Raw genomic sequence first — 13,848 nt, forward strand, 5'->3', positions numbered from 1 at the left:
AGCTCCGGGTCGCTAAACTTAGTCTCGCAGGGTGTCTGCCTGAATCCACTTCCTCGAAATACCTCTAGCACTATGGACCTCAGTCCAAAACATGAATACTGTGTTATCGGATGCCGGCACTTCCATTGGGTTACCTCAAAAATCTATTCCCAATAGGCTGTGCCTGTATATAGAAATGGCTCCTTGTTTAAGTAACTACTGAATTCTCTACTTACTAGACTACTTATGTGACCTTCCAACCATTCATTAGAATCAGGCATCCCTAACCAATAACCTAAGGTATCTAATTGACCAGCAATAAAAAATGTTTCAAGTAACGATTCATAGTTTGACGGCAATGGAAATATGTTTGAATAACAATTTAATAGACTTTCTCTAAATGAAGGATGAATATATGAAAATGTCCACCCAAGATCGAATAAATAAAATCCGAAACCACAAGCACCGAAATCAATAGGACTAACTATATCATTGTGAAATATATAATTAGAAGGAATTAAATCAGCATGGATTACTCCCCAATTATTATTAGTTTTTTCAAGATTTATTATTATGTTCTTAGCTTTTTGTCCTGCTAAAATAAGTGTTTCTCCACTCTTAATTATAGTACCATTCTCAATGGCTATTTGAATTCGTTCCAATGATTTATCAAGTTTATGTTCATCGAAAGTCGGTCGTGAAAATCCATTTGGAACAATCCATTTACTAGATTCAAGATGGAGCTTTGCAATCATTGTCCCAACTTTACCTGTATCCTCAGCAGTCGGAACATATGGTTTTTGTTCCCCATTAACCCAAGATAATAAAGTACAATACATAACCTTGTCACAATGATTGACTTCAGTAATAAGATTGTTATTTTGGTTATATATTGGTTTTGGAACTACGATATCACTTGCTTTAGAAAGAGCATCTAACCATGTCATTTCAGAATGAATAGACTCCTTTGTACCCCAAATCTCTTCAAATCCCTGGGATAGTGATTCATGAATTCTAAGAGAGAATTGTTTGCCACTATCCGTTTCATTAACACGATATATGACATTGCCACTTTGACCAATATACTCGATCTCATAATCATTGAAGTCATATTCTTTCAAAGCTTTCTTGGAGATCTCAACATAATTAGCATTTGACATTTGAATTGATCTCCTCTTTTTTTGTGCCGATTTCACTTAACGTTTCCGTGTTATCATAGCGTCCCACCACCTTAAGGTCCGTAGGACCGGCCGCGATGCGGTTAGGTAGTGTGGATGTGTCCGGCAACTGCTTCCTCGACTTCTCTTCCGAGACCGAGGCGGCTTCCGTAACATATTGTTAGCTGATGCCATACACTTCTTCGTTATTGCTACAATGAGCCTCTCGATTCTATTATTTTCAGATCACTGAATGTGATTTCTAGTTCTGCTAGTTCCAACCACCCATTCATTAATATTTGCACTTCAAATAAATCTTGTTCAATTAATCGTACTTCCATCCACAGACAGCTATTATTAGTAAGTTTAAATGAGAAATGAGTATTGAAATTTTCGTACTCCAGTAAAGATTAATCTTATTAGTTTTTCTTCCACAGTCTTAATTAGAAGTACAACATCATTTTCTTCATTACTAAACTGTACAATCGTCGCATCATATATAAGATGACTATTATGTAACTTTTTTATTTCTTCTGTGAGGTTACTTGAAATTGAACTGTAATATTGGTTATATTCCTCCCCAATTGATTTCCATTTCAAATCCCATTCAGCTTTCCAAGTTTCGACTTTATTTTGTATGGTTTTTTCTGGTATATTACATCCCATAAAACTTTGATTTTCTACGTATTTTAGTAAGTTGTGAGGTAGATACTTAAGATAGAATGGCTTCATGTATTCAAAGTTCTGTAATGACTCTTTATAGTAATCTCTCCCTTCATTTTCATACAATTCTATCCATCCCTCTAACTCTTCCTTTGACTCGTGAAAGCAAAGACTTCCTCGAACTTGCATTTCTTCATATATCTCTTTGGTGAAATACCTCATTACTTCCTCCAAAAAATTTATTTGTATAGTTTCACCTAACGTTGGTGTGCTCCCGACTCCTCACCGACTTAAGCCCGAAGGGCGGCCGCGACGCGGTTAGTCGGTGCAGGTGTGAATCCTCTTCCTCCTCGAAATTCCTCGGGCAGATCAAGGGGCGTAAGCCCAGCAGCGGGAAAACGGTGTTATACCACCATAACTATATTACTACCGACTTTACTAACATTGGAAACAGATAACCTCAATTTACTAGTTTCTCTATTTACAACGCCAGATGTCTATTACATGGATACTTTGGTTGCAGTTAGCATCCACTTTTTTAAATATCATTTTACTGTAACGTTTATTTCCCATTTTGCACCAACGCAGACCTTTCTAATTCTATACATCGAATCCTAAACTATTAATTTTCCACTCATTGTTATACTTAATAAATGTTAAATTTAGAAATGTTGGAGGGATCTCGGGTTCCCCATTTAAGTGTATATAGAATTCTCTTATAAATATATCGAATGTATTCGTTTTACGATCATATTCATATCCTTGAATTACCCAATCATCTAATTGAGTCTTTTCTTCATTATTAAATAAGAGCCATTCATAACCGTTAGTGTTTAATATTTTAGCGTATAAGTTATTATCTTTTTCTTCAAGAACGATGTCTTCTGATAATAATTGGCGGAGTTTGTCTTTATCTCCTGTTGTATGTGCTCTAACAAATTCCTTTGAAAGATTACTTATAGAAGCGTAATTTTCTTTTTCCTTATTATAATCATCAATTTGTATATTAAGTTGCTGGATCGTATGATTTAATTCTTCTATCCTTTTTTCTTTTTCATTTAATATTTCAGTAAATTTTGTATTTTCTTCTTCAAGCTGACTTTCATACCCTTTTATTGAGTCATCTTGCTGAGAACACCCAGTTAACAGTGTAAAACTACAAATAGTTAATATCAATAATCTCCTCACCATAATCACTTATACCCCTACTTTCTAATAGGTTTGTATTCATATTATATCGACTTCAACACGTGAGGTTGAAAATTATTTATTCATTTATCAACCACGCATAACCTATTTCCATTGTATATTATTTAGCTCTGGAATAACCATTTGTTCCAAATCATTGGTTATTATATATGATTTTAATCTTTTCTTTTGCGAAACCGCATTGTATTCAAAAATAGATATATGGTTATTATCGTAAAGTGTTATTCCAAAATTTCTATTTCCATTGCTCTTTAAGACTATCCAGTATGACGTTTTGAAATTGAAATTTGATACATTTGATTCTTTTAATTTCATCTGAGAGAAAGCATCCATTATTTTTATGATTTGGCTTGGATTTGTTACCGCTATTTCACTCTCATTTGTACGATCCGATATGATCCTTGTTGATTATCTTAATCCATTTTGCAATGTCTATGTATATCTATTACGAGTCCAAGTATGATTGCCCGATACTTTACGGACTATGAATATCCTTTTACTTCAATCAATAAGATCTATCAAGCCAAAATCTCTTGGATCGCTTATTGTTTTATACGCTATGAGTTCCCCTTTTTCATTAAAACCCTGGATATCAAATGGCGTGACAGATGTTGAGGGTAGAAATACGTACCAGATCATTTTTCCAGGATCTATTTCAGTCAATTTAGCGTTATATTTACCTTCACCTTTAATCTCAACGGATACATTCGTAATCGTTGGATCCAGAATATCTCCAGTAACCATAGGAAAGGGAGTTGAGATATTATCTATTTCAGGGATACTCATATGATTTAAGGCAGGCTTATTTTGTGAAGATTCACCAATTGCGTACCCCTGACCCCAGACCCATTTCCATCCGAGCCACGTTTTACGTGCATACTCCACTTGAAGATTACTAGCCACTTCTTCATTACCTCGTTTCACAAATAAAAGCATGCCCCCTTCTACAGGTTCTCGGTGAATGACTCGCATCGATGATAAACCTCTAAATTGCTGAACAGCGTCATCTGGGGTTTTACTAAGTGGGATACGAATTGTACTACTCAGTCCCATAGCATGACTCATTCGTCGGTCTGATAATCCACCGGGTCGATCATTAACATAAACAAGTACATAGAAGACAACGACAGAAGAAAGAATTAGTGTGGCAGTGGTCCAGATGATTCTTTTGTACTTTTTCAGTATTCGCATGCCCTACCTCCATCACAATATCACAAATTATTTTTAGAATATCTTTAATATAACGTTTATTATAGGGAAAGGTTGCAAGTAAAAAAGGTTGCCGTAGCAACCGTTATCGTGTCCGTTCATTCCAGTTTTAAGCTACCGTTGTATTCGACTTGAGCGCATTGCTTTCACATGTTTTATACTACTGTCATTTATAAAAGACTTATATTCATCTGATTCAATCGCGTAAAGTGCCACTTTCCCTTGTGAGTCATTATGAATACCCCAACCGTATCGTTTCCCTATGGATGATGTTCGAAGGCATGGTTGTCCTTTGGAAAATAATTTCTCGCGCTCAACTTTTCTCTCTGCATCCACAATATTATTACGATGTGCAAATACTTCAAATAGTACATCCTCCTGAGTGTATTGGTAGGGGTTATTCGCAATCAATTCAAACTGTAATACCGGAATAGACTTTGAACCACTTTTTGTTTTTGGAATTTCTGCTGTTTTAACCGGACAGTCATCCGCAACTTCAATAAATGTGTTGTAAAAATTCATATCCTTCATATTTGTAGTACCTCCAATCGGTTATTGAACTTTATATCTAACAATGGATTATTGTGTTATATGAATGAAACTAAGTAGTTTACTGTTCTCTTTTATGCAAGCATAAACGGCTTCGCCGTCCTTTAGCGGCGATGAAACGTTTAGCGTTGAAATATAATCCTATGTATAAGCAGAAATACTTATAAATTCTTATATTTTAAAATAGACTGCCTATGAAGGCAGCCTTTATTCTAACTATAAGCTTTATTTGCGTACTGACAGAATGAATTTCTCGAGTGCACCTGTATCCGTAATACTTTGATTACAATCATGACTCTCCATACATACGTAATGACCAACCATAGAATAATTGTCTGGTGAACCGTTCACGGTCTTGGTCTTAACAGAGAAGTATGCTAGCTCATGATGCTGATTACAGAACAGGCAGAACCCTTTCTTGTGTGTCGGTGTAATTCTTCCCTCAACTCCAATGAACTGTCCGTCGTATGGATATATAATGAATAGTTTGTTACTAGCAACATCTATCCATCTTAAATATGTCATATAACGAAAATCGAGGTCACGCAAATCAGATATTTTCAACTTCTTGTTCTTGGGGAATAGCTTCTGAATCTGTTTCTCCGTTATCGACGGATATGCATCAAGGTAAAGCTCTAATTCATTAAGATATGTCTGGAATTCATGTTCCAACTCGAAGGTCGATATTTGCTCCAGTATCTTCTTTTTGATTCTCTGTAAGAGAAGGAAATACTTCAACAATGTTCATCACAGCACGATATCTTACAGTCTCCAAGACTCTACGATCCGCAACGGTTCGCAGTGTATGCAGAATAAATTTCGTTTGTTTCTTAATAACGTTATATTGATGGTTTCTAATAAATGGTGTAATCATAGCTCTTCAGCTCCTTATTTTTAATGAAAAATGATAAGGTGCAAAGCCCATTTATAGAAACGATAAAATTAAGTTTGGGCGATCCATTCCATCGCACCTCACGCAAAGTATCGCCCTAAAAACTAGGCTTTGCATGAGGAACTTCTAGCTAATGGGCAATTCAGCATTAGCACTGTACCACCTCCGAGCATATTTATTCGCAAAAAATTATAGCACCAAATTTCAGAAGGGGCAATATATCTCCAGGGTTTAGCTCCATCTGACATCAGCCTTAAAAAAGTGATGCCATTATATATCATCAGATTGAAGAATCACTCATAAATTGAACAATACCAATTAACATCAAAAAAACTATAAAGACAATTATAAAGATGATTACAAACTTCAAAATTCTAGAAAACTGCGATTTTTGTTGGAGTTGATTCTCCACACTTACCAAACGTTCTTTCAGCTGCTGTATTTCTTTTTCATTGTCCATTTATTCCACCCTTTTGTCTCAGACTTTAAAATCGTCTATCCGGAAGATCTTCTGTAGTTTTCTGTCCAACAACAAGTCCTAGTGACAACCAGCGACCGTTATCCTCTAATATAAAGTCTTTCTCACCATCATAATACCGGAAATTATCGATCATCCATTGTTTAGCTTCCGGAAAATAGTATTTTTCTGTAATCGATAACCCGTGATTTCGATATAAGTCACAGTTCCATTCCAATGATCTTAACCATTTCTTATATGACGTAAAAATTTCATGCTTTTTCAATTCCGATGGTATTGGATTTAGTGTACACATGGGTTCTGCGATTCCTATATGCCCACCTTTACGTGTAACCCTTATGATTTCTTTCCATGCTTGTTCTCTTTCATCAATCATAAAAAAAGAACCAATACCAAAGACAGCATCAAATGATTCGTCTGGAAAAGGCATATCCTTGGCGTTTACATTCATTGCAACAACGTCATTCGACACACCTTGTTGAACCGCGAATTCTTGAATAACCTCTAAACTTTCCCAAGGTTCTAGAGTAATGACGGATACTCCCCAATTCCGAGCTAATATGGCAGCTACTTGACCCGTACCAGCACCAATCTCTAATACTCGCATCCCAGCTTTTAATTTCAGGGCATTTATTAATGGAAGTGCCATTTCATACGAGCCTGCTCCAAGTGGTTGGGGATGATCGATAGATAAAAAAGGATTGTTCATATCAATACTCCTCTGACTAAAAAGATATTTTAAAATTGTAAACTAAACCCTTTAAATGTATGAATTCCCGTTCCGTGTTGTACAAGTCCCTTTTCTCTCAAATCAACTACAGCTATCTTCACTTCATGTAGAATTGTTGGATCAAGACCTAAGGTATTGTGTGACCCGTAGACCTTTGTAACATTCGGGATTTCGGAAATCTTCTCTAATGAATCAACTAAGTCAACAGGATTGGTAGTGGGATAAAAGGCATAAATAGGCGTTTTATCATAAAGTAAGTCCCCTGTAAATAAATAACCGTTGTTATTATCAAATATGGATATATGCCCGGGAGAATGACCAGGAGTATGATAGATCGTTATTCTTCTTTTTCCAAGATCAATCACTTCACCATCTTGTAATATACCCGTGGGTTTCCCTTGAAAAGGCTTATAGGTATCTGGATTAAAAGTTTCTGGAGTAGGTATTGTGATATCTCTACGTATATCCTTCCTAATTAGCTCTATGGGCAGGCCCTTAATGCCATTGATTAACCAATCTTCCTCAACTTCATGAACGAAAATGTTATCAAATTCACCGTGACTTCCTATATGATCAACATGTACATGTGTTGTAATAACTAGGATTGGCAAGTTAGTTAGTTGGTCAGTTATCCTTTTAATATTGTCAATACCAAGACCTGTATCAATGAGTGCCGCTTTTTCTTCACCTATCAATAAATAAGAATGTACTTTCTCCCAATGTCCATACTCACTGATTGCATATGTTTTTGGATCAATTTCTTGAATTGTAAACCAAGCATCTTCTATCATTTCAAATCCCCCAATAAACGATTGTTCCTTCTCCAGCTATCTCTTACTAAGTTTGTAATAATTATATTTCCTATTTTCAATATCAATATTATTTTGGAATTCAAAACCACATTTTTGGATCACTCTATTCGATGGAAGGTTACGTATCTGAGCTATAGTGATGAGCTCCTTGACCTGTGTATTTTCAAACAAATACATAATTAACCCTTTTGCAGCTTGAGTCGTGTAGCCCTTATTGGTATGTTCTTTCGAAATTCCATAGTAAATCTCTCTATTTGGTAGTGGAAAATTATCCAAAATCCCTGTACCACAAACCCCTATAAACTCGCCCGTTTCTTTGGATATTATACCCAATCGCAAACGTAACTCTCCAATATCTCCATCTTTTGATACAGCATTTAAAAATCGTTTGTTTTCAGGCATTTCATAATTATTGAACCAATCTTCTCTTTGCTCCTTGGATCCATTCCAATCAATTAAATATTCATAAAAGTGAGGTTGCCAGGTAAGGTTATGTAGTTCGTCTAAATCCTCTGCTCGATACTCCCTCAAAAGTATATCATTACACTCTATAGTAAAGACGTTCTTGCTATTATTTTGCGAGTTACGCATCGGTATCCCCCTTCTAAAGAAGTAACTAAATTCGTTAATATGATAGCATATTTAGTGCGATTGAATTGATAAACAATAACTATAGTAAAACTCTCATGGATGTTTCCTTCGTTTCTCCATAACGACTCTATACAAATTAGATAGCTATGAATAAGCTATCATTGAGATCCTTGTAATGTTGAACTTTAACTTGACTTCGACTCAACATCTGTGTATTCTGTGTATGTATCACATACACAGTTGAAAGAGAGTGAAGATCACGAGAATAATTATTTCAAATGTATCCGACCCCCCTATATATCAGCAGGTAAAAGACCAAATTAAAGATGCCATTCTTCGAGGCGAATTAAACGAAGGCGAGCTTTTACCATCCATTCGAGCATTAGCCAACGATTTACATGTGAGCGTACTGACTACCCGAAGGGTATATGATGAGCTTGAATCAGAGGGCTTCATTACAACAAGACCCGGTAAGGGTTCTTATGTATCTCAGGGTAACCTTGAACTTTTGCGTGAATCTAAGAGGCATATGGTAGAGATGAAGCTTACCGAAGCATGGAAATCGGCATGTTCCCTGGGAATTAGTAAAAGCGAATTGTATCAAATGATGGACTTATTATTTGAGGAGATGGAAGATCAATGAATTCATTCTTGGAAGTACAGGGACTAAACAAAAAACTAGGCAGCTTTGAGTTACATGATGTCAGCTTTTCGTTACCAGAAAACTGCATTACGGGTTTTATCGGGATTAACGGAGCTGGGAAAACCACAACAATCAAATCTATCCTAGGATTAATATTGAGGGATACCGGAAATATTCAATTATTCGGCCAAGATATGGACAAAAATGAACGAGAATTGAAAAATCGGATCGGTATTGTTTTCGACGAAGGTTACTTCTATGAGGACTTAACGATGGCCGAAATGAAAAGCATTATCGCACCCGCTTATTCCCAATGGGATAATTCTATCTTCAAGAAGAACATGGAGCGCTTCGGGCTACAACTTAACCAGAAAATAAGTACCTTGTCCAAGGGAATGCGAATGAAATATGCAATCGCACTAGCGTTATCTCATCATGCTGATCTGTTGATTATGGATGAGCCGACAAGTGGCCTCGATCCTCTAATTAGAAGAGAGATTATGGACATTCTGTTAGAGTTCATGGAACATGAAGGAAAAAGCGTGTTCTTCTCAACTCATATCACCTCTGATCTCGACAAAATAGCAGATGTGCTGATTTTAATGGATCAAGGCAAAATTGTTTTTAACGAAGATAAAGACCTATTGTTAGATAAACATGGCTTTGTTAAGGGTGACACAAAGAATCTTAATGAACACACACGGAAAATGTTTCTAACACTACGCGAAACTGAATATGGTTTCGAAGGTTTAACGAATAATAAACCAGCTATACGGCAGGAAATGAATAATGTACTTATTGAAAAGCCGACGATTGAAGATATTATGCTCGGCTATGTTAGGAGGTAATGAAGATGTTGTTGAATCTCGTAAAGAAAGACTTTCTTCTGGTAAAAAAATATTTGATTATCATGTTTGTCGCTGCTATCGTGCTACCCGTGTTCATTAGAATGAAGACCGGCTTCCTTATTGATGGTGGTGCTCTCTCTTTTTTTATAAGTACGCTATTTATCTTATTTCTGATATTCAATTCAGTGTCGATGTTAGAGTATAAATACAAAGGTTCTGCGTTATTATGCGCGACTCCCTACAGAAGGAATGCGTTAGTCATATCGAAGTATCTGTTTCTCTTGATCATGTTTGTTAGCTGCTACATCTTATATACAGTGACTTCCTTGCTTATACCCAAGCAGTTAAACATGTTAAGTTTCTCCGGCTTAGGGACATCCTTTTTGATTATAACCCTTATTTTCTCGATCATGATCCCTGTTCAATACCGCTTTGGTTTCGAGAAGGCTAAATATATTTTCTTTTTCAGTGTATTTATAACACCTTTCATTACACCTGTTATAGTCAATTATGTACAAGACGATCTCAACGTCCAAATAACACTTTCTGCCCCGCAGATTATTCTAGACTTACTACCTATTGTATTGGCATTGGTCATAGGTAGCATCTCAATGATTGCCTCCATGCGTATTTATGGAAAAAAGAACCTCTAACAAAAATAAGACACACTTTTCGCCAATTGCTATTGCAACCGCTAAAAGTGTGCCTTATCACTTCGTTCTAAACGCCATTCACACTCATCTAGTTCTTAGATTCATCTGCATACCAAGGGTTGATATGAACCAACACCTCTGCTACCTCTCCATGTTGTTTCATGATGGTTTGCTTGATGATTCGAGAAGTATCATGACCATCCTGAACAGTTAATGTGCCCGGTACACTTACACGAACATCGACGATTGTATAATGTCCATGCTCTCTTGCCCTAATGCGATCGATTCGTTTCACATGTGGAATCGTTGTGATAAGCATAGCGAATTGATCCAATTTCTCGGTCTCTAAATTCTTCTCCATGAGTACATCAACGGACTCTCTGCCCATGTGAATCGCAAGCTTTAAGACGAAGTAAGCTACAACAATTCCTGCAATCGGGTCTCCGTACATCAACAGTTCAATGCCATAATATTCGCCGACCATAGCCAGGGCAATACCAATGACAGCCGCAACCGAGGCATACACATCAGCTAAATGATCATACGCAGTCGCGATCAACCCCTTACTGTTAACCTTTTTCCCGATTCGCATGGTGTATACATAAAGCGCTTGTTTGACGATTAGTGATATTATGGCTGCTATTAATGCAATCATGGATGCTTCATGCGGAGGTTCAAACAATGCCAGGACGGCGTGATACCCAATGAACAACGCTGCAATGATTAGAATGACTGCCACAATACCTGCCCCTATAACTTCTGCTTTCCCATGTCCGTAAGGATGATCATCGTCTGCCGGTCGTTTAGACACATGCATGGCGCTTAAAGTGGCCAAAGTAGCCACGATGTCACCCGCGTTATGAACCCCATCAGCAATCAAGACCTGACTGTTGACTAGAAAACCTACAATCAATTTTAATCCCGTCAGTACAATGTTGCCTATTAGACTAATCCAAATTGCGAAAGATGATTTTTTGTTGTCCATTGTCATTAATTCTGCCTCCTACCATAAACATTGCCCTAAGGAAACAAAAACCCTCGACGGGGTCGAGGACTGATTTGGATCACTTATTGAAAATTGATACACATTCGTCACATCGTCACCACATTTACTTAGTAGGATAATAAAGTTTTATTATAACACAATGTTGGTTGGAGACAAGGCACACTAGCCTTCCATACAATAAAAGGGCTACTGCATGTGGAATTTCTTCATCATTTCAACATCAACATGTGAATCTTCTCCCCACGTTTTAACCCTTGATCGCTCGGCGGAACGACGATTAAGCAATCGCTGTCCTTAATCGTGATCATCACGCCTGACTCATCTATCCCTGTTGGGATAGCGTAGACAACACCGTCTCTAATGTCGATCTTTCCACGAACGTAACGTGTGAAGTTGTTTACTATAGAATAATCTGCACCTAATGTGCCACTCAACTCTTTTAAATAAGGGCTCTGATCACCCAACATCCCTCTAATACTTGGTCTAACAAACAATTCAAATCCGACGAAACAAGCGCCAGGATTACCAGACAATGCAAATAACAACTTACCATCTTTAACAGCTGCTGTCGACACGCTCCCAGGACGCATAGCAATTTTGTTGTACAGCATTTCCTCACCGTCGCCACGTACCAGATCACCCATAATATCATAATCACCAACGGATACACCACCACTTGTAACGACCATATCATAGTGAGCGAGAGCCTCTTCCACTTTCTTACGTGCTAAAGACAGATCATCCATAATAGCGTCAAGAACGATTGGCTCTCCTCCAGCCTCGATAACCTGAGATGCAAGCATCAGAGTATTACTGTTACGTATTTTCCCAGGCTGAAGAGGTTCTTCAACAGATAAAAGTTCAGATCCTGTTGAGAAAATAGCTACACGAGGGCGACAATATACATCAACTTGATGGATACCAAATGTCGCTAACACAGATATTTCACCTGCTGTAATAGTTACACCTGGACTAAGGATTAATTCTCCCGCTTGCAGCTCTAATCCTATTGGGGTTATATTTGCCCCACTGTCGATAACATGTCTTAGTCCAATAAAAGATTGAGTATGTTCCTCACGAGCCTCTGTCTTTTCAAACATCACGACTGCATCCGCACCTTCTGGAATCTGTGCACCTGTCATAATTCGTGCAGCTGTACCTGGGGTGATCATCTTATCAGATACGGTACCACAAGGAATTTCATCAATGACTTGAAGCCATGTGATATGATCATCAGAACATTCCATGGTGTCAGCAGAACATATCGCATACCCGTCCATAACAGAACGGCGAAAGTGTGGATACGGATGGGGTGCAGATACTTCTTGAGCTAAAGTTCTTCCATGACTTTCGTTCAGCGAGATCCTTTCCGTATTCCCTGCACTTATATACTCGGCTATCATCGATTGAGCAACATCGACCTGTAACGCTTTTCGATTAAATTTAGAATCATGATGTATGGATTCAGACATGTTGTAACCTCCGTTATTAAAAAAAGTGTCTAGTACATTTATAGACTATGATCAAGGTTATTAGCAACCCTTCATAGCATGTTACACAACAAAAAAGGTAACCTACGAAAGAAAGTATTCTCCGCACGCTACCTTTACATATAATAATCTAATTTTTAAGCATACTCGATCTTCTCATTACCTTCGACTTCGCCTGCTAATCTTACCTGAACCAATCTTCGTCTTTGGCTTACTAATGGACTTCTTGGAACTTTTGGAACTGCTCGAAGAACCAAAGATACTGGATCCGCTATCGCTGCTCCCTCTCTTAATCGTTCCTTTACTTGTGTTTGAATCACTGGCACCTCGACTGAAGATCGTATCGTCGGATCCCGTACTACTCGAAGAGTTGGTCTTTCCTCGACGCGTAATCAGCCCTTTTTTCTCCACAGTCAGTGGGGGGGCAATTTTCTTGTCGTCTACTGTTGCTTGGCGGTAACTACCTTGTTGTGGTTTATAGACATCCTTACTTGAGTATCCACGATATGTACCACCTCTACCTATGGAATCAAATAGATTGCCTATAATACTTGCTGCGATATAACCTTGTAAGAAGCTTGAATCATAATTTTTCTGCACATATTCTTTAGAATCAACCTCGATAAGCGTATCTTCTTTGTTATCTGGATCCTGTTGCAAATGATACCATTCATTCGAATAGACAAGGAACATTCGCTCCGGGTCTTCTGGTGAGATCTCATCCGGCTTACGTTGTTCTGAAAGATCAGTAGCTACCTCTGGTACCGTTTGCCCTACAGCTTTATATACATATGAGGTCGCGTTACCTTCTTTATTGACGGACTCAAGCGGATACGACTTCGTTAAATCCCCCGACCCACAACCACTTAATAACGAAATAACTAAACTAAGAACAATCAATAATTTCATAGAAAGAACTGAACGTTTCTTCACTTGATC

16 protein-coding genes and 1 pseudogene are annotated in these 13,848 nt (G+C 37.6%); 3 read left to right on the forward strand and 14 right to left on the reverse strand.

Features of this window, described 5'->3' with window-relative positions; all coding sequences use genetic code 11:
- Nucleotides 1-143 precede the first annotated feature (143 nt).
- From AC1D69_RS16015 to AC1D69_RS16065, 11 genes and pseudogenes are all read right to left on the reverse strand, one after another.
- Nucleotides 144-1,139, reverse strand: a complete 996-nt coding sequence (locus tag AC1D69_RS16015; protein ID WP_495457152.1) for a phosphotransferase enzyme family protein — start codon at nt 1,137-1,139, stop codon at nt 144-146.
- 209 nt (nt 1,140-1,348) lie between these two features.
- Nucleotides 1,349-1,477 (reverse strand): hypothetical protein, encoded by a 129-nt coding sequence (locus AC1D69_RS16020; protein ID WP_495457153.1) that lies wholly within the window; start codon nt 1,475-1,477, stop codon nt 1,349-1,351.
- A 25-nt stretch (nt 1,478-1,502) separates the two neighbouring features.
- On the reverse strand, nt 1,503-2,021 hold the full coding sequence (locus tag AC1D69_RS16025; RefSeq protein WP_495457154.1) for a DUF4085 family protein: 519 nt from the start codon (nt 2,019-2,021) through the stop codon (nt 1,503-1,505).
- Between the two features lie 378 nt (nt 2,022-2,399).
- Nucleotides 2,400-2,990 carry a hypothetical protein gene (locus AC1D69_RS16030; protein WP_495457155.1) on the reverse strand — a complete coding sequence of 197 codons (591 nt, stop codon included), beginning with the start codon at nt 2,988-2,990 and terminating at the stop codon, nt 2,400-2,402.
- Nucleotides 2,991-3,509: 519 nt separating this feature from the next.
- The gene (locus tag AC1D69_RS16035; RefSeq protein WP_495457156.1) at nt 3,510-4,199 is read right to left on the reverse strand and encodes a hypothetical protein; all 690 of its coding nucleotides are present in this window, start codon (nt 4,197-4,199) and stop codon (nt 3,510-3,512) included.
- Nucleotides 4,200-4,331: 132 nt separating this feature from the next.
- Nucleotides 4,332-4,748, reverse strand: a complete 417-nt coding sequence (locus AC1D69_RS16040) for a DUF6157 family protein (protein WP_495457157.1) — start codon at nt 4,746-4,748, stop codon at nt 4,332-4,334.
- Nucleotides 4,749-4,991: 243 nt separating this feature from the next.
- Nucleotides 4,992-5,640, reverse strand: a pseudogene (locus tag AC1D69_RS16045) (FusB/FusC family EF-G-binding protein).
- Between the two features lie 298 nt (nt 5,641-5,938).
- The gene (locus tag AC1D69_RS16050; protein WP_495457158.1) at nt 5,939-6,118 is read right to left on the reverse strand and encodes a hypothetical protein; all 180 of its coding nucleotides are present in this window, start codon (nt 6,116-6,118) and stop codon (nt 5,939-5,941) included.
- Nucleotides 6,119-6,143: 25 nt separating this feature from the next.
- A complete protein-coding gene (locus tag AC1D69_RS16055; protein ID WP_495457159.1) occupies nt 6,144-6,845 on the reverse strand; it encodes a class I SAM-dependent methyltransferase in 702 nt (233 codons plus the stop codon).
- 29 nt (nt 6,846-6,874) lie between these two features.
- A complete protein-coding gene (locus AC1D69_RS16060) occupies nt 6,875-7,657 on the reverse strand; it encodes an MBL fold metallo-hydrolase (protein WP_495457160.1) in 783 nt (260 codons plus the stop codon).
- Nucleotides 7,658-7,693: 36 nt separating this feature from the next.
- Nucleotides 7,694-8,269, reverse strand: a complete 576-nt coding sequence (locus tag AC1D69_RS16065; RefSeq protein ID WP_495457161.1) for a GNAT family N-acetyltransferase — start codon at nt 8,267-8,269, stop codon at nt 7,694-7,696.
- Between the two features lie 256 nt (nt 8,270-8,525).
- Between AC1D69_RS16065 and AC1D69_RS16070 the strand changes: the two genes are divergently transcribed.
- The 3 genes from AC1D69_RS16070 to AC1D69_RS16080 are packed head-to-tail and all read left to right on the forward strand — an operon-like array spanning nt 8,526 to nt 10,413.
- Nucleotides 8,526-8,912 carry a GntR family transcriptional regulator gene (locus AC1D69_RS16070; protein WP_495457343.1) on the forward strand — a complete coding sequence of 129 codons (387 nt, stop codon included), beginning with the start codon at nt 8,526-8,528 and terminating at the stop codon, nt 8,910-8,912.
- Entirely contained in the window at nt 8,909-9,760 is an 852-nt protein-coding gene (locus AC1D69_RS16075; RefSeq protein WP_495457162.1) for an ABC transporter ATP-binding protein, read from the forward strand. Before AC1D69_RS16070 ends, AC1D69_RS16075 begins: the two co-directional genes overlap by 4 nt.
- A gap of 5 nt (nt 9,761-9,765) precedes the next feature.
- Entirely contained in the window at nt 9,766-10,413 is a 648-nt protein-coding gene (locus AC1D69_RS16080) for an ABC-2 transporter permease (protein ID WP_495457163.1), read from the forward strand.
- 88 nt (nt 10,414-10,501) lie between these two features.
- On the opposite strand, the gene AC1D69_RS16085 is transcribed toward AC1D69_RS16080, so the two are convergent.
- From AC1D69_RS16085 to AC1D69_RS16095, 3 genes are all read right to left on the reverse strand, one after another.
- Complete coding sequence (locus AC1D69_RS16085) at nt 10,502-11,398, reverse strand: cation diffusion facilitator family transporter (RefSeq protein WP_495457344.1); 897 nt, start codon at nt 11,396-11,398, stop codon at nt 10,502-10,504.
- Between the two features lie 230 nt (nt 11,399-11,628).
- A complete protein-coding gene (locus AC1D69_RS16090) occupies nt 11,629-12,891 on the reverse strand; it encodes a molybdopterin molybdotransferase MoeA (protein ID WP_495457164.1) in 1,263 nt (420 codons plus the stop codon).
- Nucleotides 12,892-13,068: 177 nt separating this feature from the next.
- Entirely contained in the window at nt 13,069-13,818 is a 750-nt protein-coding gene (locus AC1D69_RS16095; RefSeq protein WP_495457345.1) for a DUF4247 domain-containing protein, read from the reverse strand.
- Nucleotides 13,819-13,848: the final 30 nt, after the last annotated feature.

The sequence above is a fragment of the Paenibacillus sp. Y301 genome, from assembly GCF_059445505.1.